Genomic DNA, 25,582 nt, shown 5'->3' with positions numbered 1-25,582 from the left:
GCTTATCTTACAATTAAAGTTTCTGATGTTAATGAGGTAGTATGCTCGCCATACAATTCCAGCAGGAGCTGATCGATCTCCGGCGCCGAGAAGTTACAGAACCAGCGGTCGGCCCGTTCCTCAATACTGGGCAGCCCCTTGCCTCTAACGGTATCGGCAATTACAACATTGAGTTTTCCTTTTTGAAATGGGTAGGCGTTAAAGGCATCATGCAACTCTGTATAGCTATGGCCGTTTATACGCTTTACCGCCGCGCCAAATGATTCAAATTTTTGTATAAGCGGTTCAAGCGGAATCAGGTCTTCGGTGCGCATATTAGCCTGAAAATGGTTGCGGTCGATCACAAAGATCAGATTATCTAAACCATAGGCATTGGCCACCAGCACCGATTCCCAGCAGGAACCCTCGTTCAGCTCGCCATCGCCCATAATGCATACTACTTTATTATCGCTTCCGCATATTTTCAGATCCATAGCCACACCCATAGCTACTGATGGCAAATGACCTAACGAACCCGAATGAAACTCAATACCGGGGATATTGGTGTTTGGGTGCCAGTATACGTGGTCATCTGATGAAAGGTGTTTGCTGAGCCTTTCTTTTTGCAGGAAACCCAGTTCGGTTAATGTACCATATAAAGCAGGCACGTCATGCCCCTTTGACAGAAACAGGTAATCGCGGTTGGGATCGTTTAAATTAAATGGAGTGACATTTAAAAATTCGGTGTACAGGAACACGATCAGGTCGACCGCCGAAAGTGAAGCTCCGATGAAACAGCCACCTGCCGTTGACATGCGAACAATATGCTCCCTTACCCGCAGAGCGATAGCTTGTGTTTCCTGGTATTGATGTTCTTTATTTTCCACTGTATATGTTTTTTTGGTTCAGCTGTCTAACAAAAAGCCGGATATTTGCCTGGTTTGCTCCGGATGTATGGTTTTTAATTCGTTTAAATGATAGCGATACCAGTTAACCCCGGCGTATTCGGCGTTGATCTGGTAAATGTGGGGTTTGCGGTTAAGCAACCGGATAATATCAAGACAGGAGAAGTTTTTATTGTGCTGGTAAAGTTCTTCAAATACCGTTTTGATAAAATTATAGTCTTCCAGATAGTCAATAGTAAAACGATGCGACATGGAATAGTCCAAACCGGTTTCCCAGCTCACATTACCAATACTGAACAGTTGCGGGTTTTCCCATATATGAGGCGTAGTGTGCTCCAGTTCCATGCTTTTATCCGCGTTTTTCCAGGTTTGTTTTAAGCAATCCATCGTCATGATCTCCACATCGTTGCCATCGGGATAAGTAGCCGGGTGCAGGTTACTCACATAGTCATACATTCCCCTGTGCTTAAAGTAATAACTAAGTACATCGTCAATGATACGTGGGTCTATCAACGGGCAATCAGAAGGGATCTTTAATACCACATCAGCCTGATGTATCACAGCTGCCTGGTAGTGGCGGTCAAGCAGGTTATACTGGTCGCCCCTGTAATAAGGGACATCCAGCATATTTGCCTCCTCCACAATGATATCATCATCAGGACTAACCGTAGTGGCAATCACTATAGTTGCCTTATGCTGTATCATTTGCAGCCGCTCTATCATTAACGCCAACAGGCTTTTGCCCATTACAGGCAACATTACTTTACCAGGTAAACGGCTTGATGCCATACGCGCCTGTACAATGATCAACACTTTATCTGCCATTTATTTGTGTATTTGGTTTGTCAATAATTAGTCGTTTAAATTTCTGATAACTGGCCGGTTAAAGCCCTTTTGGGGTCAAAATCCTTTTTATGGCCGGTATGGTTAATATATTCGCGGCATATCTCGGCTATGTTTTTAGCCGAACTGCCCCCGTTTTGCAGCGGACTGAGCTTTTTTAACTGCTCAAGGTTAAACCATGAATGCACCTTTTTGCCTAAAGCGATACCGGTGTACACCACTGTAGAGTACTGGGTTATTAATTCGCTGCAATTAGCTATCATGTGCTGTGTATTTCCGGTGCTGAAAATCATTGTTCCGGCGGGGGCGTACCTGCGGATCTCCTTTTCTGCGCGTTTTACTATCTCATTAGGATGAAGCTTAAAAAGCATCGGCCGTCCATTGGCTATCTGCACAGCCTTTTTAATAAAGGCCGGCCGGTTTTCAAAGCGGTAGGTTTCGCGCATATCAGTAGTAGCCACCATAACATAGTTATGGTGCGGAAAATCATTATTTAAAAACTGGGCAAGGTTATCATAATTGGGCATGCCGGTAACTACTGTTTTTTTGCCGTCGGCGCCTTTTTCAATAAAAAACTCCTCATACCCGGCAGACGCTAAACAATAAACATCGCACACGTTTGAAGAGCCGTTCAATGAAGTGTTTCCGCAAAGAAAAGGGGGCAAACCCAGGCTTTTTACCAACTTGCTCATGATGGTGTACTTATCAACCATGCCTTCCTGTACCCAAATGGTTTTGAATTGGCGCATACGCGCGGGTACCACCAGGTCTGAGCAGTAAACTACCAGATCATAATGGTTTAATTTTGCTCCCTGGTCAATTTGCAGGTTATGCTGGCGCAGGTATTTTTCGGCAGTTGTTTTAAACTGGCCTGATAATACAGTTCCATTTAGTAATGTGGTATGTTTTATGAGCAGGTTTAATATACGGTTATCTGTAAACAGCTGGCTAAACCAGCAATCAAAGTCGGGGAGTTCTGTCGCTATCTGGTGCATTTGCGATGTTTGGTTTACAGAACCGGTGATAAACAGTATTTTCTGCATCTATAATGATCGATATTTGTTTGTGAGGTAAATATTTACTGCAAATACGCTTTATGCCGTACTAAATGGGGGTAGAAATTTATAATAATACGCTCCGCATTTTTAAGTTACCGCGATAATTAAATGTATGGCTGTTACTTTTATATAATGATAACTTTAGGTTATGATATAATTAATTATGTATTAATACAGTTTAAACTGAATGTTTAAAAAATACACAGGGTTTACTTATTTTACATTTGCCGAGAAGGTAACCCGGCTGGTAAGGAAGTTTTTAAGTTCGGGAAGCTTATCGGTATTAATCAGATCGACGCCGCACTCCAGCAGTTCGTTCCACACAACCGGGTTTTCTGGCGAGGCCCATAGCCTTACTTTTTTACCGTACCTGTGCGCCATGGCGACATAGTTGCGCAGTCGCTGTTTTTGCGGTACAGGGAATGCGCCGTTGCCGTTCCAGTTTACCAGTTTTGAATACCGACAGCTTGCGGTACGGTAAACATCAGTTGATGATGTATCCTGCTGAACTTTCAGCAAATCCTCATCTATAAACGCGAGGCGGTTTTGCTCGCTTTTTAGTATGTTAAACGGTTTGTGACCGGTTATTACAATAGTAACCTGGCGCTGCACAAATACGCCATCCTCATACCCGGAAAGTATGCTTTTATATTTTTCAAGCACCACTGACAGCGCCTCATAAGTTTTAGCGGCATTTGATTTGATATCGATCATGAGCGTGAGCGGATAAACAATGCGGGGCGCCTGCCCGTTTGTGCCATTGATACATGCCGCGAGTGGGTCAAGATAAAGGCGCTCCAGTGTGCGGTGCCTTTTAAAAAGCGGGAACAGGTGGGCAACAATTAATTTGCCATGCCTTAAGTAAACATCTGCTTCTATGTGTGTGTAACCGTTATCAAGCGCGTCATAAAGCGGGCGTTTGTGCCAGTAGTCATTATGCGCGAAGGCATTGGCGAGCGGGATGTTTTGAGAGCAGGAATTAAAGGCAGAAAATACCAGAAGAGCTAATAACAATGATTTAAGGTGCTTTTGGCAAAGGCTTGCTGCTTGCATCATTAATTGTTTTTGTTGCCCAAAGGTACCTGTTAAGTATATTTAGAATGTTAGCTTATAGTTAAAGAATCTTTTATTTATATTAATATTCAGTAAACAAAAAGGGGTTGCTTAATAAGCAACCCCTTTTTTTACTTGTTCATGTATTTTATTAATAACCCGGGTTTTGTTTCAGGTTAGGATTTGTTTTTAACTCGGTAGAAGGAATAGGGTATAACCTGCGGGTTGGGTCGGTATTCATTTTCAGATCATCCGTTTTCCCCCCGGCAACCGGCAGCGGATATTCTTTTTCAAACAGACCGTAGCGAATCAGGTCATTGCGGCGCCATGCTTCCCATGAAAGCTCACGTGCACGTTCATCCAGCAAGCCATCAAGGTCAATTGATGTAGCAGTTTCAGCATGAGCGCGGGTACGCAGTTTGTTTACCAGCGTTAACGGGGTTTGTGTTTCGCCGTTTATGGTGGTTGGTGTGGCTCCGCGCAGTATAGCTTCGGCCTTCATGAGGTATATATCGGCTAAACGGAATACGGGTACGTCATTACTGTTTAAGCGGGTGGCCTGTATGATATTAACATCCGGATAGTATTTGATTGACCTTACACCCTCTGACTGTGAGGTAAGTATACTGTTACCCAAATCCATCGGTTTTAATCCGGTTAGGGTTAATGTAGGTATAATGTTAACTTGTGTGTTTGGCGGAACCCCATTTGCTGCAGGATAGTAAACCGGCTGATTGGTAAAGCCGCCATTGCCATCCGGATAAAATTGCGGGCCGGCCAGCCATGTTTTTGAACGGTCGTCTCCCGGGATGTTAAAACGGTTGTAAAACTCCGGAGTAGTGCTCATGGCAATACTTAAATTTACATTGAAACCATAGGCCTGTGCCAGGTAAAAGAAGAACCCGAAACGGGTAAACTGGTTGCCCGGTATTTGCTGGTCATAAGGAACGGCAAATATGGTTTCATTGATCGTAGGACCATTATTGGGTAAAAATATATCCCTGTATCTGGCATCCAGAAAATAATTGGTATTAGCCTGTACGCTATCGCACATGGTTACTGTTTCCTGGTAGCGGTTAGTTCCAACATATACACCAGAGTTCAGGTACATTTTTGCCAACAAGGCAAATACCATTCCCTTAGTAGGGCGGCCATATTGCATTGTATTTGTTACCGAGCTATTGCTTTTGGCAGGTAGCAAAGGTAAAACAGCCTTTAATTCACTTTCAATAAAAGCGTACACTTTGGCACGTGGTTGTGTTGCCGGTTGTCCGTTTACGGGGAAATCAGTAATGATTGGCACATTACCATACAGGTCCATCATAAAGTACAAGTATAATGCGCGCATGGCTTTAACCTCGGCAATTGATGATTGCTTTTTTGCCTCAGATGACGGAGATGAATTGATAACGCTAATGATACGGTTACAGGTGTTAATACCACCAAAACCCCATTGCCAAACCCCAATAACGTTCGGATGGTCAAAAGTCCAGGTATGATAATGTAATTGCCTGTATTGGCCACCGTCGTCAAAGTTACCGTCGCGGGCAGGTAAAATAGCCTCGTCGGTTGATAGGTCCTGCATCCTCCAGTAAGGAACAGCGTAGCTTGATGACAGGTTTGAATAAATGGTGCCCAGCAATGCCGTATAATCGGCATCGGTTACCGGGAAATTTGATTTTACGTATTGCGATTCAACAGGTACATCTAATTTTGTACAAGAGAATGTGCCCATCGTCACAACTATCGCGGCACATAATATGAATATCTTTTTCATTTTTGTTTGTTTAACTGTTATTAAAATGATGCGTTTATGCCTAAGCTGAAAGTGCGTGTTTTAGGATAAAAGTTTCTGTTATCGATCCCGGGAGTTAAACCGCCCATATCAATTTCCGGGTCAACGCCGCGGTATTTTGTAATGATGAAAAGATTATTACCTGAGGCATAAAAACGCAGGCTCTTAAACGCCTGGATATGTGGCTTAATGGTATAACCAAGGGTAGCGTTATCCAAACGCAGGTAGGAACCGCTTTCAAGGAAACGATCAGAGATCAGATAAGCATTGATATCTTTGAATGATTCGCCTAAAGTAAATTGTGGAATATTTTGGATTTTTGAGTCGGCGGGGTTATTTAAACCGGCAAGTGTTGCATTTAAAATTTTGTTACCATACACGCCGCGAACCAGGAAGTTAAGGTCGAAGTTTTTATAGAAGAAACTGTTGCTCCAACCATAAATAAGTTTGGGCTGTGCATCGTATTTAATAAACTGATCGTTGGTAGACGGCTGCGCTGCTATTACTGACCCATTGGCAGTTTGATAAGTACTTATACCGTCGGCGTTTTTACCCATATAATGCCAGAGGTCAAAAGTGCCAATAGCATAGCCCGGTTGTATGATCTGGCTATAAAGAAACGATTGTCCTTTGCCGCCCAACTGAGCAGTTTGTATGGAAGGAAGTGTAAACTGGTTATTTGATAAACTTTGCACCACGTTTTTGTTATGTGAAAAGTTTAGTGAGGTACGCCAGGTAAAGCTTTGTGATTTTATCGGTATGGCATTCAGAACAACCTCAACACCACTATTTTTAATTTTACCTACGTTAGCCGTATAGAATGGATAAAAATACAGCGTTGTTGATACCGGATAGGTATATATCAGATCAGATGTTTTCTTGATATAATAATCAACAGAACCAGTGATGCGGTTGTTGAGTATGCCAAAATCCAAACCAATGTTGGTAGTGGCCGTACTTTCCCATTTCAGGTCCGGATTGTCATTACGCACCGGGCCAATAGGGTTAACAATATTGCCGTTGTTTAGAAATTTACCACCACCCGGAGGTACGCCGTAAATTAACTGGGCGGTAAAAGCATCGAATCCTAAACTGTTACCTGATACGCCATAGCCAGCCCTAAATTTCAGATCACTGATAACCGGAACCGATTTCATGAAATCTTCGCTAATTATTTTCCAGCCTACAGAAACCGCAGGGAAATAACCGTGACGTGTGTTTAAACCAAATGCCGACGAACCATCTTCTCTTAATGATGCCTGTACAAGGTACTTATCAGCAAACTGGTAATTTGCACGTGCATAAAAAGATATTAACCTTAAAGTAGAAATATAGGTTGGCGGGGTAGTGCCGTTTATATTATAATTTGGATTAAAAACAATTTGCGAAAGCTGGGTAGGGTTAGAGAAAGCTAAGTAATTATAGGCCAGAGCGTCATTGGAGAAGTTTTGAGTTTGTACACCAAAGCCATCGTTATTACGGTCCTGCTGGTAGGTATACCCACCTAATAACTTTAATGAATGCTGACCAAAAATACGGTCATAGTTAAAATAAGCTTCCACAACGTTACTGGTATTGGTATAGGCGCTACGCACCGCTACCCCATTTTGGTTAACATATATACCCGATTTGCTGGTAGAGTAGGTATTAACGTTGTTTTGTTCTTTTTGGGTTGACCCTGATATAGTAAATTTTAAACCGTTTAAGATATCAACCGAAGCAAAACCATTGATCAGCGTTTTGTTGTTTTCTGTCCTTGTAAAGTTATTATCAATTAAAGATAGCGGATTCAATGGCCCGCTGCCTGTACGGGTGAAGTTTTCTTTGTAAGAGCCATCAGGGTTAAACGGACTAACTGTTGGTAAATAGAATAAAATACCCGATAATACCTGGCTTTGGAATATATCGTTGTTTTTGGTCGCACTGTTGGTAAGGGTAATGCCCAGCTTTAAACGATCGTTAAAAAAACGCTGGTTGATATAGCCTTTGTAAATGGTACGCTGCAAACTACTGTTTTTCAGTATGCCGTTATTTTTTAAATAGTTTACGCTTGCACCGTATTCTGAATTGGTACCCGCGCCACCATATGAAATGTTATGGTTTTGAGAATAACCGGTTCTTTCGGCCAGCTTTTGCCAATCGGTATTTGACCCATCATCATCAGCCACGCTCAATTTAGGCACACCATTATCGGTTAAATATTTGCGCAGTTCGTCGCCGGTAAGTACATCAATGTTTTTTGATACCTTTTCCATAGCGCCATAAGCGCTGTATGTTAAGCGGGTCTGACCGGTTTTAGCCTTGCGTGTAGTAACAATAATTACACCGTTCGCGGCACGTGAACCGTATATAGCTGTTGACGACGCGTCTTTTAATACATCGATACTCTCGATATCGGCAGGTGCCAAAAGGTCAATCGATGCTCCCGGTACGCCATCAATTACATAAAATGGCTGTTGCGCGGCGCCTTCGCGAAGGGTTGAGGGCCCCCTTAAAATAGTTGACGGTTGTTTGTTAGGGTCGCCGCTTTTGGTAATGTTCAAGCCCGCTACCTTACCTTGTAACAACTCGGCAGGAGTAGTTAATACACCGGCGTTAAAATCTTCGGCCTTTACCGAAGTTATGGCGCCCGTAACATCCTTGCGGCTTGATGTGCCATAACCAATAACTACCACATCTTTTAGTTGTTTGGTATCAGTTACAAGGGTAACGTTAATTGCTGTTTTGTTTCCAACGGTAACTTCTTTTGGTACCGAACCCAGGAACGTAAATTTTAAAACGTCATCAGGACCGTTGACGGTAACTGTGTAGCCGCCGTTATTATTAGTAGAGGTTCCTTTGCCCGAACTTTTAACCGTTACCACAACGCCCGGCAAAGGGGTGTTGGTTTCGTCGGTTACGGTTCCTTTTACAATAGTGCCGGTTTGTGAAAACGCCTGCAATGAGGTGAGTAGTACAGCGCAAGCTATCATTAAGCATTGCCTGTATAGGTGGTTTTTTTTAAAAAAACTTGGGTAAATTTTTTTCATAAATGAATTATATAAATTATGAACTTAATTGAACTCAGAAAATCGCATTTTCCGCTGCAAAGGAATGATGCGCATGTTAGGAAATTGTCAAGTGAACATTAGCTTTTGTGTGTGATAACGGTTAGTAAATGGTTTGTTTTTGTATAAGTTGTTGATAATTTGTTTGTTGCAATAATATTGGAATGAAACAGGTAAAAGGAGGGTTATATCCCCTTAATTAAAAGCTAACGGTTACTTAAAAAGGGCATAATGCAAAACTGCTGTACGGATCAAGCTTTAAAAAGCTGCAGGTTTTTAAGTTTGGTTTTAGGCATTGGTAAATCATTTGCAAGTGTTTTTTTAGTTTATTATTCGTGATAAAGATTATTTAACAAGCTGCTTTATGATGTAATTAATTGGTTTTATGAGGTTTATCGTAATTGAAAATTTGAAACAACAATGCCATGTCATATAACATAACTAAATAAAAATGCGACCGGAAGTTGATTTATAATTTGGTTTAACCTGTAATCAGTTAGATAGATGTAAGTAAAATTTACGTAAATAAAAGTAAGTGTATTAACATTAATTTAATTAGCTGCAATATTACTTAAACGTTTTCTGTTTAAAAATAATTTAATTTTAGCTTAATAAAGCTTTTAATATTTTGCAAAAGCGCTGTTTACAGGCAGTAAAATTGGCAAATAGGACCGGATTTTATGGCAATCGCGTTATTTCTATAAAAGGAAAAACACTATACCGATGCAGATTTTTTCTTCTTTCCTTCAATGTTGGGTAAAAACATGGTGAGGATACCTATTAGCGGTAAATAGGCGCACAACTGAAAAATATAATTAATGCTGGTACTGTCGGCCAGTCTGCCCAGCACAGCCGAACCCAAACCACCCATGCCAAAAGCAAACCCAAAAAATAACCCGGCGATCATACCCACCTTTCCCGGCATAAGCTCTTGCGCGTAAACCAATATGGCCGAAAAGGCCGACGATATGATAACGCCAATAATTACTGACAGAACGCTTGTCCAGAACAGATTGGCGTATGGAAGCATCATAGTGAACGGCGCTGCGCCCAGTATGGATATCCAAATGATGTATTTGCGGCCAAAACGGTCGCCCAACGGCCCCCCGGCCAGCGTGCCTGCTGCTACTGCGGCCAGGAATATAAATAAATGAAATTGTGAGCCTTGTACGCTCAAATGGAATTTATCGATCAGGAAAAAAGTGTAATAACCCGTTATGCTTGACAGGTAAAAGAATTTTGAAAAAATAAGGATCAAAAGGATAATAACCGAAAGTGTAACCTTTTTGGCAGATAAAGAATGATGGTTGTGCTGTACCACCTTTGCGGCCTTTGATGTCCTTATCATAGCCCCTTTATACCATTTACCTATATAAATGAGGATGATGATGGCCAGCAATGCTGCTAATGAAAACCACAAGACACCTGTCTGGCCAAACGGAACTATAATCAGCGCTGCCAGTAAAGGCCCAAGGGCACTTCCGGCGTTGCCACCAAGCTGAAAAATAGATTGAGCAAGTCCGCGCTTTCCGCCGGATGCCAGATATGCCACTCTTGAAGATTCCGGATGAAATACCGAGGAGCCTATCCCTATAAAACATACAGACAACAGCAGCCAATAAAATCCCGATGCAAAAGCCAGGCATATTAACCCTAATAACGTAAAACCCATACCAATTGATAAGGAGTAAGGTTTTGGCCTTTTGTCGGTATAAATGCCTACAAAGGGCTGCAGGAGCGAGGCTGAAAGTTGAAAGACCAGCGTAATTAAACCAATATCACCAAAACTTAAATTATACTTGGTTTTAACCACGGGATAAATAGAAGGTATAAGAGACTGCAGCATGTCATTCAATAAATGCGACAAGCTGATGGTGAAAAGTATAGAGTATACCGTTTGTTCGGCTATAGTTTTGGTCTTTTCTAATGGTTTGGTTACAGAATTATTCGTCATATCATCTGATGAATTTGTAGACAAAATTATTTATTAATGATCTTTGCAATGCAGTTCCAGGCTTTTTTACCATCACGGGCTTTAATACTTTCATAAAGATCTTCGTGTAAAATATCGGTCTCTCTGAATTTATCCATATTAACATGAACCTTTAAAAACCAGCTTTTAAGCTGCAATGAAAATGACTGATACAGATCGGTAAGGATTGGGTTGCCGGCAGCTTCGGCAATGCTCATATGAAAGTCAATATCGGCCTGGATACAATCTTCCAGCGGACCGGTTTTCGCCAGTGCATTTCGTTTATCAAGCATGGCTTTTATTTTTTTGATACCGGTTGCGGTATGATTGGCGGCTGCTTTTTCAGCGATTTTCATTTCAAGCAGCTGTCGCACTTCGTCAAGATCTTGTGATTCGGCCCGTTTTAAACGCTGGTGAAACGGTTCTGTGATACCGGCAGGGGCCTCAATAAAAGTACCCACTCCCTGCTGCACCCTTAACAGGCCCGAATTGGCCAGGATACGTATGGCCTCGCGAACCGACGATCGCCCAACGCCAAACTGTTTCATCAGTTCGGGCTCTGTAGGCAGCTGTTCGCCCGCCTGGTATTTACCGTCGGCAATGGCTGCCCGCAATTGCTCGGCAACTTCTTCGGCAAGTGATCTTTTATGTATAGCGGTAATCATCATATCATCTGATGACTAAGGTAGGGGTTTTCCATTTAAAACAAAATTTTTTGGAAAAAAATAGCACATGGCAGGACAAATAGCAATGCTCTGTAGTTTTAGGAGGGATATTAAAACGGCTGATGGGGGTTTTATAAATTACTTTCTTTAATCTGCAATATTTATAATTTTATAGCTTGATAAATCATAATTTCACGGCTCTATTTATAAAACTTAAAAGCATCGCATATTAAATAAAAAATGAAAAAAGTAATCTTGGTAACCGGAGCTTCATCTGGTTTGGGTTTAGCTACGGCCAATGCACTTTCGGCCCAGGGACATATTGTTTATGGTACCAGCCGCGATTTAAAACGCGTACAGGGGGTATCATTCAAACCTTTGGAAATGGACGTTACCGACGATGCTTCGGTAAATGCAGGTGTGCAAAAGATAATTAATGCCGAAGGCAGGATAGATGTACTGGTTAATAATGCCGGTAACGGAATTACCGGCCCATTGTACGCCATGCCTGTTGACGCTGCAAAAAAGCAATTTGAAGTGAACTTTTTTGGCGTGGTACGTGTAAGCAGCGCCGTTTTACCCGGTATGATCGAAAGAAAGCAGGGCCTGGTGATCAACATTGGTTCATTGGCGGGTTTATTTGGCTTGCCATACCAGGGTTTATATAGCGCCTCTAAGTTTGCTATTGAAGGCTATTCGCAAAGCCTGCGTATGGAACTGCAAAATACCGGTGTAAAAGTCTCAGTAATTAATCCCGGCGACTTTAAAACCGATTTTACCGGCAGTCGCGAAAAATTGCCCTTTACCCTGCCTAATGAGCAGCTGAAAAAGGAGTTTGAAGCAGCAGTAGCCAACATGGAAAAAGACGAAAGTATTGGCGGCGATGCCAGCAAGGTGGCTAATCAGGTTTGCAAAATAGTTGCCAAATCAAACCCTGCCCATAACTACCTGGTAGGGGCGTTTGGGCAAACCATTGTACCCACGCTTAAAGCCATATTGCCCGGCTCTATATTTGTAAAACTGATGAATGACCATTATGGGATAAAGTAGTGGGTTTTAGTAGTGAGTGCTGAGTTTTAATTAAAGTTAATCTCCAAGAACATCACTCACTGCTACACCCAACCGCTCATCACTCAGCAGACCACTTCAATGAAAGAAAAGAACGATAAAAAAACCATATGGGCTTGGGCCATGTTTGACTGGGCCAACCAGTCGTATAATATGGTTATCCTTTCAACCATTTTTCCGGCTTATTATGTGGCTATTACAGCTAATAAGCAAAATGGCAACATGGTTACTTTTTTGGGTCATAAGTATATAAATACGGTACTGTCCAGCTATATATTAGGATTATCATATCTTATTATAGTAGCCATATTACCCATATTAACTTCCATTGCCGATTATAAAGGCCATAAAAAGCTGTACATGCAGCTGTTTACCTGGATGGGTAGCCTGGCGTGTGCCGGTTTGTTTTTTTTTACGATGGATACCTTTGTGTTCGGGATGATCTGCTTTGGCCTGGCATCTGTGGGGTATTGCGGCGGCTTTGTATTTTATAATTCATATCTCCCCCAAATAGCAACAGAAGATAAGCAGGACGCGGTAAGTGCCAAGGGTTTTATTTATGGTTTTGCAGGCAGTATTGTAGTGCAGGTACTTTGTTTTGTGTTTGTATTGTCGCCCAAAACATTTGGCATTACTGATGATGTTGCCGCACGTTTATCATTCCTTATCGTAGGCATCTGGTGGATAGGTTTTTCGCTCATCCCGTTTTATCTGCTGCCTAAAGGCGTTCCGAATGCAGGGTCACATGAGTATAATGTACTAACAGGCGGGTTTAAAGAGCTGGTTAAGGTTTGGCGAAAAGTTAAGGAAATGCCATTATTAAAACGCTTTTTACCGGCTTTTTTCTTTTACTCGGTGGGGGTACAAACTATCCTGCTGGTAGCCGCCAATTTTGGCGCAAAAGAGCTTAAAATGCCCGAGGAAGATCTGATAACCATTATCCTCCTCATCCAGATAGTAGCCATTATTGGGGCAGCCATTACGGCTAAAATGTCGGCTAAATATGGTAACACCAAGGTGTTAGCAGGTATAATTGCCATCTGGTGCGTTATATGCGGGGCTGTGTACTTTGTGGCCAACGCACACCAGTTTTATGCAGCGGCAGTTGTGGTTGGTTTGGTTATGGGCGGTGTACAATCGTTGTCAAGGTCAACCTATTCTAAATACATTCCGCAAAACATCCCGGATACGGCTTCGTACTTCAGTTTTTATGACGTTACCGAAAAATTATCCATTGTGGTTGGGCTCTTTACTTTTGGCTTTGTTGAGGCCATAACCCATGAAATGCGCGACTCTGCCCTGGTACTGGATTGTTTTTTCGCGGTAGGTTTCATACTGCTGATATCGCTCATGGTGGTTGAAACAAGGGTGCGGTCGGCCGAATCTGTGGCAGCGTAGTTGTTTGAGCAGGAATTTGTCTGAACCAGACAAAAAACATAATTAGAGATTGAAAAGACACAGCATCAATCAAAACTAAGTACATTTGCGGCTTGTTATTTAATGCAATGGCTAAAGTTTCTATCAACCTGGCAACAGGTTCCATACAAAAAGAGGATATTATTGTTGGTATTGATCTGGGCACTACCAATTCGCTGGTGGCATTCATCAATCCGGATAAACAACCGCATGTAATCAATGATACAGGTAAAGGTGTTTTAGTGCCTTCTGTGGTTCATTTTGGACCAACCGGCGATGTTTTGGTTGGTAATGAGGCCAAAGAGTTTTTGATCACTGATCCGCAAAATACCGTATTCTCGGTTAAGCGCCTGCTTGGCCGCAGCTATCATGACATTGAAAATTATAAAGACTTTTTCTCATACAAGGTTATTGATGATGATACCGAAAGTTTGGTGAAAATAAAGGTAGGCGACAAATTTTACACGCCGATAGAGTTATCGGCCCTGATACTGAAAGAGTTAAAAGGCAGGGCCGAACACGCTTTGAAAACACCCGTGAACCGTGCTGTTATTACGGTACCCGCCTATTTTAATGATTCGCAGCGCCAGGCAACGCGTGATGCCGGTAAACTGGCCGGCCTTGATGTATTACGTATTGTGAACGAACCAACTGCCGCGAGTTTGGCCTATGGTATAGGTTTGGATCCCGAAGAAACAAAAACAATTGCCGTTTATGACCTGGGCGGCGGTACGTTTGACGTGTCCATACTGCAAATACAGCATGGTATTTTTGAGGTACTGGCCACCAATGGCGATACCTTTTTGGGCGGCGATGATTTTGATCGCATTATTGTTGACTACTGGATAGGAAAAAATAATCTTGACAAAGCCCTTATAATTGCTGATAATGAGCTTGCCCAGCAACTGCGCCTTAAAGCTGAAGAAGCAAAAAAATCATTTGCACACCAAAGTTTGTTTAATGAAAAAATAGGCGACATCTGGTGCACCCTTGACCGTACCACTTTTGAAGAACTGATATTACCAAAAGTACAGCAAACCATTGCCTGCTGCCAAAACGCACTGAAAGATGCCAAGCTAAATATTACCGATATTGATGAGGTAGTGATGGTTGGCGGATCAACCCGTACCGCGCTGGTTAAAAAAATGGTGGAGGAGTTTTTCGGTCGCCCGGTACATGACGATCTTAACCCTGACGAAGTAGTTGCCCTGGGAGCCGCTATTCAGGCTGATATTTTAGCCGGCAACCGTAAAGATATTTTATTGCTTGATGTTACCCCGCTATCGTTGGGCATCGAAACCATGGGCGGGCTGATGGATGTGATCATCCCGCGTAATTCCAAAGTACCTACCAAGGGCGGCCGTCAGTATACTACATCTGTTGACGGACAGGTGAATATGAAAATAGCCGTATACCAGGGCGAGCGCGACCTGATCAAAGAAAACCGCAAACTGGCGGAATTTAATCTGAAAGGTATACCATCTATGCCGGCCGGTTTCCCTAAGGTTGATATTAACTTTTTGTTGAATGCAGATGGCATACTTACCATTCAGGCTATTGAACTGCGTTCGGGGGTTAAGCAGGAGGTGGAGGTAAAGCCTACTTATGGTATTACCGACGAGCAGGTTGAGCAGATGCTGATGGATAGTATTACGCACGCCAAAGACGATGTGAGCCAGCGCATGCTGATAGAGGCCCGTACCGAAGGTGAACAAATGATATACACTGTGGAACGCTTTTTGCAAAAGAACGGCAGCTACGTTACAACTGAAGAAACCGAAAAGACCAATGAGCACCTGGCTGCTTTAAAAGCGGCCATAGCTACGGGTGATAAGGATTTGATATTGAAACGTATTGACGAGATAAACGAGTTTACCCGCCCGTTTGCCGAGCGTTTGATGGATCAGGCCATCAGCACAGCCATGAAGGGTAAGAGTATTGAATAGCATACACCATAAATAAGGTTACAAATTTTGAAGAGGATCACAAGGGTATCAGCATTGTTAATAGTTACGGTTGTTTTTTTAACCGGTTGTTCAAATAGGGTTTTCGCGCGTTTAACTAAGGATACCTCCGGTAAAAGTGCTCCTGCGCTTGACACCCTAAGGTACGATTCATTAATGACCCGCCTTGCCAATGGCGATAAAACCGGGAAATGGCCGGTAAAGAATGCTCCTTATCCGCTGCCGGGGGCTATTTTACCATTTAATCGTATTGTGGCTTATTACGGTAATTTATACTCCAAAAATATGGGGGTTTTAGGCCAGTATGCGCCCAAAGAGATGTTAGCCAAGCTAAAAGGCGAGGTTAAGGTTTGGGAGGCTGCAGATACGCTTACGCCCGTGGTACCGGCCCTGCACTATATTTGTGTAACCGCCCAGGCCGATGCCGGCCGCAATGGGCTACACAATTTGCGCATGCCTTTTAGCCAGATTGACAAGGTTTTGGATATGGCCAAAGAGATTAATGCCCTGGTGTTTTTAGATATACAGGTGGGTTTTAGCACGGTAAAAACCGAACTGCCGCTGCTGGAAAAATATATGCGTATGCCAAATGTACATTTGGGTATTGACCCGGAATTTTCAATGAAAGAGGGGAGTGTGCCCGGAAAGCGTATAGGAACTTTTGATGCCGATGATATTAATTATGTAACCGGCTATTTAAGCAACCTGACTAAAAAATATAACCTGCCGCCAAAAATATTTGTAATACACCGTTTTACAAAACGCATGGTAACCAACTATAAGGATATTAAGCTGCGCAACGAGGTACAGGTAGTGATGGATATGGATGGATGGGGCGGACCAGAGCTTAAAAAGGGCACCTATAAATACTTTATAGCGCAGGAACCGGTGCAGTTTACGGGTTTTAAATTGTTTTACAAGAACGATATTAAAAACGCGCCCCACCGTATGCTTACGCCAAAAGAAGTTTTAAGCTTAAAGCCAAGCCCCATTTATATCCAATACCAATAGCGTGTTTAAAGCATTTCGGGAGGTGGCGTTACCCCTTTTAAACGAAGGTAAACGGTGGTTTGCCCGCGATGATGTGTTTGGTGTTCAAAGGCTTTACCTAAAACAGTGGCTTTTGACACATCTTTTCCGCCAAATTTAACAGTTTCCTGTTGTTGAGCTGGGGTCATGCCCTGTATAGCGCTGATCACATAATCATAGCTGTCCATCACCGCTTTGGTGGTAGCCGCTTTTGTTTGTTCAACGGTTTTTTCGGCTGATGTTTTTCCAAGCGGGCTTGGCTTGCCGCTCGCCGTAGAACCGAAAAAGTAATTGGCATCTGTTAAGTGCAGCATCTGTCCGGCAAATGATCGCATTTCGGGGGTTGGTTTAAAGCTGTAACCGTCATCGGGCATGGCGTCAAGGTAGGCCTTGGTGTAGTTTTTGGCACGTTGCCAATCGGCCAGCATTTGGTCGTTGCTAACCTGGGCACTTGCTGTGGCGCAGGCGAATACAGTTACCATCAAGGTAAACAGCAAAGTTAACTTTTTCATGATTTATAATTAGTGGTGGTTAATAGTACTAAGTTATTAAATTAATATAGTGTGATCAGGTATTAATAAAATAATTTTAATTGCGTTGTCGTCATTTCTATAATGTAATAAGGGATTGTTTATTTGTGATTAAAATTGCAGTTTTAAGCCATCTAAACTTTATTATATGAAAGCTATTTACAAGGGCTGCACTCTTATTTTATTTACTGTACTCGCGCAGCATGCCAACGCTCAGAACATGAGGGCTGTTAATAATGTCCTAAGTCAGCACAGCATGCAGTTTAACATGCAAATGCAGCAGAACACGATGAGGCAAATGATGTTTAATCATGACAATGGTATTAATCCTAAATATGATTATCTGGTAACGATGAATGATAGCTCGAAGATTGTTGTGCGCTCCAAAATATATTCGGATACGGCCAAACATAAAACCTACTTGTTATTCGTTGATAAAAATTATAGCAAAAATGATACTAACCGCAATAAAAAAATATACGTATCTCAAACGTTAAGTATTGCACGTAACCTGGGTAGCAGGGGATCAAAAGAGGTTTGGTATAGAGGGGTATCAGCTGATAGTTGCTGGATGTTTAAAGCCGTATCCGGTACTATAAACGCTTATTCCGCTTTTAGTTTCATTCAGCCAGACGGTTTCGGATTTAGTCCCCCAGTGCTGATGGGCATCCAAAAGGGAGATGGTCCGATTGTAGAATTGACACTCGAAAATTTAAAGCGTATGGTTGGACAGGACATTGACGCCCTTGAATATATTCAAAGGAAAAACTATTACAAAGCCATCAAAAAATACAACCACAATGCAGAAAAGGTTGCCAAAAAATAAATCCCCGTTTTCGGGGATTTATTTTTGATTATTTATTAAGGGCTTCCTGGTCTTTTAACGCCTGTATGTTATTACTGTCGCTAAAGTTATCGGTTTGTTTAGCAAAGTCTTCAAGGATGCTGACAATGTTGTCCAGGTTGTCTGACACACGCTGGTGCATATCAGGCAGGTCTTTTTCCAATCTTTTATCACCCAGCTCTATATTGTCTACTTCAATTTTAGCCAGTTTAGTAATAATAGCCTGCTGACTGTTTTTCAGATCTTCCAATTCATGGACAATTTTCTCCATCAGTCCAAACTTCTTTAACTTATCCATAGTGTTGAGTTTTTTAATTTAAAGTATACTCTCATTAACTATAGGAAATAAAAATTGTTTAGGATTTGGATAATTTATAAATAACTAATACTTTAGTTATAACTAATAAATTAGTTATTTATGAAAAATCTTATATTATCTGTTTTCTTAATTTTTTGTTTGTCAGTTACATCAAAGTCCCAGCAAAAGCCTGCGGCGAATGATTCTTTATTGCTTGATTATTATCAGAACCAGCGGTTTGCAGAAGCAGCTGAATATCTGAAAAAAGCAAACCCCGAACCTGTAAGTAACATGCAAGTGCTTAGTAAGCTGGCCTATACCTCGCAAATGGCAGGGCGGCTTTCTGATGCCGAAGCTTACTATCAGCGTATGTACACTGCCGATTCCACCAACACGGCCGTGTTATTTAGCCTGGGCACAATAAACATGCGCAGGGGCAATAGCTTAAAGGCTGAAACTTATTATAAGCTAATAGCTAAAAAGGACACTACCAATTTTTTGGTGTACAAGCAACTGGCTAAAATAGCGGGAGATAAATTTGATTTTGGAAGCATGACCTATTATTTTCAGAAAGCAAATAAACTTAACCCTGCTGAACCGGATGTAGCATCTGACCTGAGCGACCTGTACGTGAACCTGAAGCAATATATCGCGGCGGAAAAGGTATTGAATAAGGCAATTGAAAATGATCCCGAGAACATTATTTTATTACAAAGCCTGCTCAAGCTTACTTCATCGCAGGATAAGTTTGAAGAAACCAAAAATACTTGTTTAAAACTGATAGAACTGGGAAGCCGTTCGGGATATGTTTTAACAAAGCTTGGCGCCGCTTATTATAACCTAAAGAATTATGCGTGTAGTGTAGAAACCTTTGCCGATATTCCTGCTTTAGAACAATCAGAAACCAGTTTTTATATAGCCGCTCTTGCATATAAGGAGCTCGGGGATCAACCACGGGCGATCTTGAATCTTAATAATGCAATTAATGAAGGCATATCCTCAAATATAAGTGATTATTATGCTGAAATGGCCGATAGTTATCAAACCCGCAAAAAATATCAGAAGGCAGTTTGGGCTTATCAAAAAGGGTTACAATTTTCAGAAAAACCTATTATATATTATTTGTTGGCTTCTGTTTACGATAACGATTTGAAAAATAAGCAGTTAGCTTTAAAGTATTATAAAAAATATATGCAAAGCAAACCGCCCGGAAAACAGCAAAAATACCTTGCTTATTCCAGGCTTAGGGTTACCCAGCTGGCACGTTAGCGCTGCATTAACCGGGCTACGTATTTGCCAATGATATCAAATTCAAGGTTTACTATTGACCCTTCACCAACATTGTGCAGATTGGTGTGCTCAAAGGTGTAGGGGATAATGGCCACTGAAAAACTATTTGCTTTTGAATTTACTACCGTTAAACTGATGCCGTTAACGCATATAGACCCTTTTTCGACAGTTACATTGCCCGTTGAGGCGTCGTATTCAAAAGTATACTCCCAGCTGCCGCCGAGTTCTTTAAATGAGGTACAAACAGCCGTTTGGTCAACATGCCCCTGCACAATGTGGCCGTCCAACCGGGCATTCATTTGCATACAGCGTTCCAGGTTTACCGGTTCGCCAACTTTAAGATGGCTGAGGTTGGTTTTATTCAGTGTTTCATCAATTGCGGTAACCACATGCAAGCCATCAGCCAGTGCTACCACCGTTAAGCAAACGCCATTATGGGCTACAGACTGGTCGATCTTTAGCTCATGCGAAATGGCAGATTCAATGGTGATGTTTAAATTGCCCTGATCTTGCTGCAGGTCGGTTACTTTTCCTAACGTTTCTATAATTCCTGTAAACATATGTGCCCAAAGCTAAATATATTACTGTTGTTTTTTGTCAGGACAATATGAAAATCAAAGATTTGTGCCGAAGCGGGTTCGGCACGACGGGCGGTATTATTTATTTAAAACTTGTAAACAGATCAACCCGTTTATTTCTCAGGTCCTTGCCGCCTTCAATTATCGATTTCAGGTTGGTCAGGTAAAATGTCCATCCGATCTGGCATTGAACGTAGAGATTTTTTGAAGGGTCATCTTCTGGCGGGATGTTTTCCTGGGTTAGTTCAATCAATGTTAGTCCATATTTATTCTGGATATCAACGGTTACAATGCTGCCGCCCGAAAAAGTGAACTTTAATAGATCGGCACCGTTGTTTTCCAGCACCTGTCCATTTTCAACGGTTTCGTCGTTATAACCATGCCAGTACCAGGAATATGTATCTTCTTTTTTTATAAATTCTTCTGCTTCGCGTTGGCGCCCGGCAATAGTATAAAAATCAGCTTTGCGTAAAAACCAGCTTTGGAGACCGGCAGGAGTAGCCCAAGCCTCATAAATGCTGCGAACATCGCTATCAAAATCAGCAGTCAGTTTAAATTTTGTCCACCTGTTATCTGTCATATCCTTATTAAAAGTACTTAGGTTTGTCATAAAAATAACAATAAAACATTGTGCTTTTATTAACTTGCTTTTAAATATTAATTTATGCGCAAACAAAGTGCCGGAATACTATTGTATCGTAAAAATGGAGGTACGTTTCAGGTGTTCCTGGTGCATCCCGGCGGCCCGTTTTTTATGAACAAGGACGATGGCAGTTGGTCGATACCCAAAGGGGAATTTTTAAATGACGAAGACCCGCTGGAAGCTGCTAAACGCGAGTTTGAAGAAGAAACAGGAAAAGTTATTACCGGGAAATTTATCCCGCTGAACCCCATTACTCAAAAAGGCGGTAAAACCGTGTTGGCATGGGCCGTTGAGGGCGATATTGACCCAGCTATTATAAAAAGCAACCACTTTGAAATAGAATGGCCGCCACGCTCGGGCAAGCAAAAATCGTTTCCTGAAATAGACAGGGCAGCCTGGTTTGATCTTGATATCGCCAAAATAAAAATTAATACTGCACAGGCGGATTTCATAACGGAACTGGCCGCAGATAATGAATGAGTTTGACTAACTCCATACCGATGCTTGTATATTAAAAACTTCCGAAGTTTTTAATACTTCGGAAGTTTGAACGGTTAGCTTAAATGTATATGGTATTTGTTCTACCAGGCTTCGTGTAATTCTACAGCCCGGTATGGTACTTGGCTATTGCAAGGAGTGTTTTATTCCACTAATCCGGGTATGGCTACCATTTCGTCGACATCTTCCTGGTAATTTACTCCTGGTACTTCAAAGCCGAAAAGGTTCATGAAATCAGCTCTGTAACCCTTCAGGTCGCCCAGTTGAGGGAGGGTTTCAGTAGTCGACTGCAGCCATAATTCGGCCACTTTAGCCTGCACATCCTCCCGCATCTCCCAGTCGTCAACCCTAACGCGGCCTTCGGCATCGGTAGGTATATCACCGCCGGTGTACAAACGTTGTTCAAATAAACGCTGTATCTGCTCAATACATCCTTCGTGTATACCTTCTTCCTTCATGATCTTATAAAGCAGGGAAATATATAACGGTATAACCGGAATGGCCGAGCTGGCCTGTGTTACCAATGCTTTGTTTACTGATACCAGCGCTTTGCCATTGATGTCTTTTAGTTGTTCGCTGATATGTTTCGCCGTAGCTTCCAGGTGATCTTTTGCGCGGCCTATTGTGCCTTTACGATAAACTTTTTCGGTAACCGCAGGACCAATGTAAGAGTAAGCAACTGTTAAAGCGCCATCGGCAAGCACGCCGGCCGCTTTTAGGTCGTTTATCCAAAATTGCCAGTCTTCGCCACCCATTACGGCTACGGTATTAGCAATTTCCTCCTCGTTGGCGGGGTTAATGGAAATTTCTGATACCACACCCGTATGAAAATCAACCGTTTTATTGCTAAAAACTTCGCCAATGGGTTTTAATACAGAGTTGTGGGTTATACCTGTTTTGGGATTGGTACGGCGAGGCGAGGCCAGGCTGTATATCACCAGGTCAACCTGGCCCAGATCAGCTTTGATCAGGTCGATAGTTTTTTGTTTGATCTCGTCAGAAAATGCGTCGCCGTTAATACTTTTAGCATACAAACCTGCTTCGTGCGCCTGTTTTTCAAAAGCAGCGGTATTATACCAACCTGCCGATGCGGGCTTGCCGGCAGCTGGCGGTTTTTCAAAATAAACGCCCAGTGTTGAGGCTCCCGATCCAAACGCGCTGGTGATCCTTGAAGCCAGTCCGAAACCTGTTGATGCCCCAATGATGAGCGCTTTTTGCGTGCCTTTGGGATTATTTTTTGATTTAACGTAATTGATCTGATTTATAACGTTTTGTTCACAGCCTTTTGGATGTGTTGTTAAACATATAAAGCCACGTATTCTGGGTTCGATGATCATAAAGGTGAAATAGATTTTTTAAATATGGGGCATATATAAGGAAACTTTCTGAAAAGTTCTAAAAACTTTTACCGGGACTGTCATTGGGGTAATACAGTTACAATAACACGTTTGTACCTGGTTAGCGCGGGCGTACCTTTGTCAGTAACCTTTAAAATAAAATGAATTGTTTGTGCCGCGGTAACCACCGGAGCGGTGACTGGCAGGTCATACAGGTTTGAAGAATAAGGCTTAAAGCTAACCAATCCCTTGTAAGTTCCTGCTTCCGGGTACTGTAACCAAAGATAGCTTAGCGAATCGCCGTCGGGGTCATAAGTCCCTTTAGCATTCAAATGGAACAGCTGTCCCGACTTTACAGTGAAATGATCTGCATGAGCTAACCGGACTACGGGAGGATGATTGGTTTCTGCGAAGCTTTTGGTAGTCCAGGCCATGCGCGCTGCAAAATCGTTTTGAAATTCCTGCCGCCAGCGCCATATGGTGGTCTGTATACTTTTATAGCCTTTTTTATCAGATGCGGAGTAAACGGAATCTTCGGCATTTGTCCATAGCGGACGGGTTTCCTGTAGGGTAACGGGCCAGTTGGGCCGCGCGAAGGGGTCTGGGACCTTTGACAGCTCAGGCGTATAAAATTCATACCTGCCGCCCCAGCCGCCATAATCAGGATGTTCGGGATCATTCAACCCGTTTGATATCAACCCTAAAAATGACGGGGTATCGCCTTCCATGCCATAAGCAACATCTGGGTAAGCCGCACCAAGCGGGCCATGGCCCTGCTGTATGTTTTTGGCGAGCCATTCGTTACTTACCACCTGCGCATTGGAGCCCGGAAACGAAAAGGACATACCCAGCCAGGTTGCCTGCCCGTAGGTATAGCCGGGGCTGCATATAAAAAACAGATCGGGAAAGGTTTTACGTATCCACGGACCAGAGTCGTCCTGGTCAGATATGGTATAAACTTTTATTTTTTTATACAGCGCCTGGGCCTGTGCAGCAGTTTTTGTATGCTGAATTTTCCAGAGGGCCTGCGCCAGGCAATTAGTGCCGCCCCAGGCGCAGATCCAAACCGGGCGAGGGTCGGGTTTTTCCAAAGCTTGGATAATCCATTCAGAACCTTCCGAGTCATGATCTTTACCAACACCCTCCATGCCGTAAACCGGCAGCCCTTTTTTTACCAAAAGCGCCAGGTGTTCATAGGTGGGGTAGCCCTTTTCATGTTTTAATAAATTAGGCTGAACCTTTTTATAGGCATTTAAAATTTCATGGATAGTTTCGGGCGCTACCCTTGTTTTTTGATGAATGGAGGTAGTGGCAATCAGGCCTTCAATGTCCCACTGGTTACTGTAGGTCAAAAAACGAATCATGGATTGTGAGTCATCCGGATCGGCTTCAATATCGGTTAGCACCAACACCCTCAGCTTATGGGTTGCCTGGGATAAAGCGGTTACCGGTAAAATTAGCGTAAGTATTATAACTGAAATAAGCTGCCTTAATGCTGCCATAAAGATTTAGTTTAAAGTTTGTTATAATATTAGGCATAAACTAAGCTTAATACAAAAAATAACAACGAGGCAAAATCAAATAGTGTGGTTATGGCGAATGATCGGGCGCTTCACTTGTTAAGTGCTCTTAAGCCAAACAAAAAATGGCTGTTAAAAGATTCAGGAAAATGGCTTTTCATAAAGTTGGCGAAATAAATACTAAGGTGTAAGTATTTCAATTTTTCCTTGGTGGGCGATGGCTAATTGTTTCGTATGCCGGTTAAAGATAATTTGAGGTAACCTATCGTATTGCTGAATTATCGAAGAATTCTGTATCCCGCTATCAATAATTTCATTTTTATCGATAATCTCACCAGTGTGGATATTTATAATTTTAGGAAATGACAATGTGTCCCAGGCCCAATCATCATTTATTGTAAAAAGGTTTCCGAAATCTCCCTTTACTTTTATTGGTTTTGAAATGTGATTATTTTCCAAATCCCATACCGCTATATGTTTCGGCGGTAAACGAAGATCTTCGTCATCTATAGTCTCAGCAGATGAACCTATAAGCACCTTTGTATTATTTATAAAACTGGCTGTACAGATTTCAGCACTTACATTTGGATATAAACCTGGTTTGTCAAGAAGGGCTGGATTTAATATACAATCGTTTATATTAAAAACTCGTATAACATCCAAAGGATGCCATACCCAGCCTTTGCTGATTAAAAAAGTATTATCAGGGCTTATTTCTAATCTTGAATGAAATACATCTTCTGATTCTGGGTTTCTTGTATTTATATTTGTTATTATTTCGCCTGTTTCAACATTTTCAAAATCAAGTTGACAGTATTTTACCGGACAATGAATAAGATAGGTAATCTCGTTCACTGTAGTAAAAGCGGCCGGATATTCATAAACATCAGCGTAATAGTAGGATCGATTAATCTCCCTGAGAAGTTCACCCTCTTTTAACAATAGCCCTTTGGTACCAAATCTTTGGTAAATAAAAGCGTATTTACCATTTGACGACATGATGGCTCCATTGAAATTAAGTGCGAAATTATATTGCCCTAAAGTTTTTACTTCTCCATTTGGAAAATATACGTTTCCGCTATTTGCCCAATCAATAATGGTGTTATTAAACCAACTTATTGTTCTTAAATCATCAGGTATTAACGTTTTACGTTCCATATGTAAGGTTAGGTTTGTACAACTCGAAGCTGATTTATAAGCACATAGTTAATTCAAATTCAGGACATAAAAAAATAGCGATGGGACATTCG

General features: G+C 42.0%; 22 protein-coding genes. 7 read left to right on the top strand and 15 right to left on the bottom strand.

Annotated elements, in window-relative coordinates:
* Positions 1-2 precede the first annotated feature (2 nt).
* From J2W55_RS20780 to J2W55_RS20745, 8 genes are all read right to left on the bottom strand, one after another.
* Positions 3-866, bottom strand: coding sequence for a transketolase (locus tag J2W55_RS20780; RefSeq protein WP_310100381.1), 864 nt, complete (start codon positions 864-866; stop codon positions 3-5).
* An 18-nt stretch (positions 867-884) separates the two neighbouring features.
* Positions 885-1,709 carry a cytidylyltransferase domain-containing protein gene (locus tag J2W55_RS20775; RefSeq protein ID WP_310100378.1) on the bottom strand — a complete coding sequence of 275 codons (825 nt, stop codon included), beginning with the start codon at positions 1,707-1,709 and terminating at the stop codon, positions 885-887.
* A gap of 35 nt (positions 1,710-1,744) precedes the next feature.
* Positions 1,745-2,770: a hypothetical protein gene (locus J2W55_RS20770; RefSeq protein WP_310100375.1), complete on the bottom strand. Its 1,026-nt coding sequence runs from the start codon at positions 2,768-2,770 to the stop codon at positions 1,745-1,747.
* Between the two features lie 228 nt (positions 2,771-2,998).
* Positions 2,999-3,841: a phosphatidylinositol-specific phospholipase C/glycerophosphodiester phosphodiesterase family protein gene (locus tag J2W55_RS20765; protein ID WP_310100371.1), complete on the bottom strand. Its 843-nt coding sequence runs from the start codon at positions 3,839-3,841 to the stop codon at positions 2,999-3,001.
* A 148-nt stretch (positions 3,842-3,989) separates the two neighbouring features.
* On the bottom strand, positions 3,990-5,615 hold the full coding sequence (locus J2W55_RS20760; RefSeq protein ID WP_310100368.1) for a RagB/SusD family nutrient uptake outer membrane protein: 1,626 nt from the start codon (positions 5,613-5,615) through the stop codon (positions 3,990-3,992).
* 20 nt (positions 5,616-5,635) lie between these two features.
* Positions 5,636-8,662 carry a SusC/RagA family TonB-linked outer membrane protein gene (locus tag J2W55_RS20755; RefSeq protein ID WP_310100365.1) on the bottom strand — a complete coding sequence of 1,009 codons (3,027 nt, stop codon included), beginning with the start codon at positions 8,660-8,662 and terminating at the stop codon, positions 5,636-5,638.
* Positions 8,663-9,395: 733 nt separating this feature from the next.
* Positions 9,396-10,634 carry an MFS transporter gene (locus J2W55_RS20750; RefSeq protein ID WP_310100362.1) on the bottom strand — a complete coding sequence of 413 codons (1,239 nt, stop codon included), beginning with the start codon at positions 10,632-10,634 and terminating at the stop codon, positions 9,396-9,398.
* 26 nt (positions 10,635-10,660) lie between these two features.
* On the bottom strand, positions 10,661-11,320 hold the full coding sequence (locus tag J2W55_RS20745) for a FadR/GntR family transcriptional regulator (RefSeq protein WP_310100359.1): 660 nt from the start codon (positions 11,318-11,320) through the stop codon (positions 10,661-10,663).
* Positions 11,321-11,557: 237 nt separating this feature from the next.
* On the opposite strand from J2W55_RS20745, the gene J2W55_RS20740 reads away from it, so the two are divergent.
* From J2W55_RS20740 to J2W55_RS20725, 4 genes are all read left to right on the top strand, one after another.
* Positions 11,558-12,367: an SDR family oxidoreductase gene (locus tag J2W55_RS20740; RefSeq protein ID WP_310100356.1), complete on the top strand. Its 810-nt coding sequence runs from the start codon at positions 11,558-11,560 to the stop codon at positions 12,365-12,367.
* Positions 12,368-12,466: 99 nt separating this feature from the next.
* Positions 12,467-13,783 (top strand): MFS transporter, encoded by a 1,317-nt coding sequence (locus J2W55_RS20735; protein WP_310100353.1) that lies wholly within the window; start codon positions 12,467-12,469, stop codon positions 13,781-13,783.
* Between the two features lie 107 nt (positions 13,784-13,890).
* Positions 13,891-15,747 (top strand): Fe-S protein assembly chaperone HscA, encoded by a 1,857-nt coding sequence (gene hscA, locus J2W55_RS20730; protein WP_310100350.1) that lies wholly within the window; start codon positions 13,891-13,893, stop codon positions 15,745-15,747.
* Positions 15,748-15,774: 27 nt separating this feature from the next.
* Positions 15,775-16,776, top strand: a complete 1,002-nt coding sequence (locus J2W55_RS20725; protein ID WP_310100348.1) for a hypothetical protein — start codon at positions 15,775-15,777, stop codon at positions 16,774-16,776.
* 5 nt (positions 16,777-16,781) lie between these two features.
* Here the strand turns inward: J2W55_RS20725 and J2W55_RS20720 are convergent, their stop codons facing one another.
* The gene (locus J2W55_RS20720) at positions 16,782-17,306 is read right to left on the bottom strand and encodes a DinB family protein (RefSeq protein ID WP_310100345.1); all 525 of its coding nucleotides are present in this window, start codon (positions 17,304-17,306) and stop codon (positions 16,782-16,784) included.
* 166 nt (positions 17,307-17,472) lie between these two features.
* Between J2W55_RS20720 and J2W55_RS20715 the strand changes: the two genes are divergently transcribed.
* Positions 17,473-18,150: a hypothetical protein gene (locus tag J2W55_RS20715; RefSeq protein WP_310100342.1), complete on the top strand. Its 678-nt coding sequence runs from the start codon at positions 17,473-17,475 to the stop codon at positions 18,148-18,150.
* Positions 18,151-18,178: 28 nt separating this feature from the next.
* Here the strand turns inward: J2W55_RS20715 and J2W55_RS20710 are convergent, their stop codons facing one another.
* Positions 18,179-18,466, bottom strand: coding sequence for a hypothetical protein (locus J2W55_RS20710; RefSeq protein WP_310100339.1), 288 nt, complete (start codon positions 18,464-18,466; stop codon positions 18,179-18,181).
* A 120-nt stretch (positions 18,467-18,586) separates the two neighbouring features.
* Between J2W55_RS20710 and J2W55_RS20705 the strand changes: the two genes are divergently transcribed.
* Positions 18,587-19,735: a tetratricopeptide repeat protein gene (locus tag J2W55_RS20705; protein ID WP_310100336.1), complete on the top strand. Its 1,149-nt coding sequence runs from the start codon at positions 18,587-18,589 to the stop codon at positions 19,733-19,735.
* On the opposite strand, the gene J2W55_RS20700 is transcribed toward J2W55_RS20705, so the two are convergent.
* Entirely contained in the window at positions 19,732-20,316 is a 585-nt protein-coding gene (locus tag J2W55_RS20700) for a riboflavin synthase (protein ID WP_310100333.1), read from the bottom strand. The genes J2W55_RS20705 and J2W55_RS20700 overlap by 4 nt on opposite strands.
* Positions 20,317-20,416: 100 nt before the next feature.
* Positions 20,417-20,944, bottom strand: a complete 528-nt coding sequence (locus tag J2W55_RS20695) for an SRPBCC family protein (protein WP_310100328.1) — start codon at positions 20,942-20,944, stop codon at positions 20,417-20,419.
* Between the two features lie 54 nt (positions 20,945-20,998).
* On the opposite strand from J2W55_RS20695, the gene J2W55_RS20690 reads away from it, so the two are divergent.
* Positions 20,999-21,457 carry an NUDIX hydrolase gene (locus tag J2W55_RS20690; protein ID WP_310100322.1) on the top strand — a complete coding sequence of 153 codons (459 nt, stop codon included), beginning with the start codon at positions 20,999-21,001 and terminating at the stop codon, positions 21,455-21,457.
* Between the two features lie 161 nt (positions 21,458-21,618).
* Here the strand turns inward: J2W55_RS20690 and fabV are convergent, their stop codons facing one another.
* From fabV to J2W55_RS20675, 3 genes are all read right to left on the bottom strand, one after another.
* Positions 21,619-22,812, bottom strand: coding sequence for an enoyl-ACP reductase FabV (fabV, locus tag J2W55_RS20685; RefSeq protein WP_310100319.1), 1,194 nt, complete (start codon positions 22,810-22,812; stop codon positions 21,619-21,621).
* A gap of 80 nt (positions 22,813-22,892) precedes the next feature.
* Positions 22,893-24,314 (bottom strand): DUF1593 domain-containing protein, encoded by a 1,422-nt coding sequence (locus J2W55_RS20680; RefSeq protein ID WP_310100315.1) that lies wholly within the window; start codon positions 24,312-24,314, stop codon positions 22,893-22,895.
* Positions 24,315-24,512: 198 nt separating this feature from the next.
* Positions 24,513-25,490, bottom strand: coding sequence for a hypothetical protein (locus J2W55_RS20675; RefSeq protein WP_310100312.1), 978 nt, complete (start codon positions 25,488-25,490; stop codon positions 24,513-24,515).
* Positions 25,491-25,582: the final 92 nt, after the last annotated feature.

It is taken from the genome of Mucilaginibacter pocheonensis, assembly GCF_031456535.1.
Lineage (GTDB): Bacteria > Bacteroidota > Bacteroidia > Sphingobacteriales > Sphingobacteriaceae > Mucilaginibacter > Mucilaginibacter pocheonensis.
The sequence above is the reverse complement of the archived record's forward strand: the minus strand, read 5'-3'. Positions and strand labels throughout refer to the sequence as shown.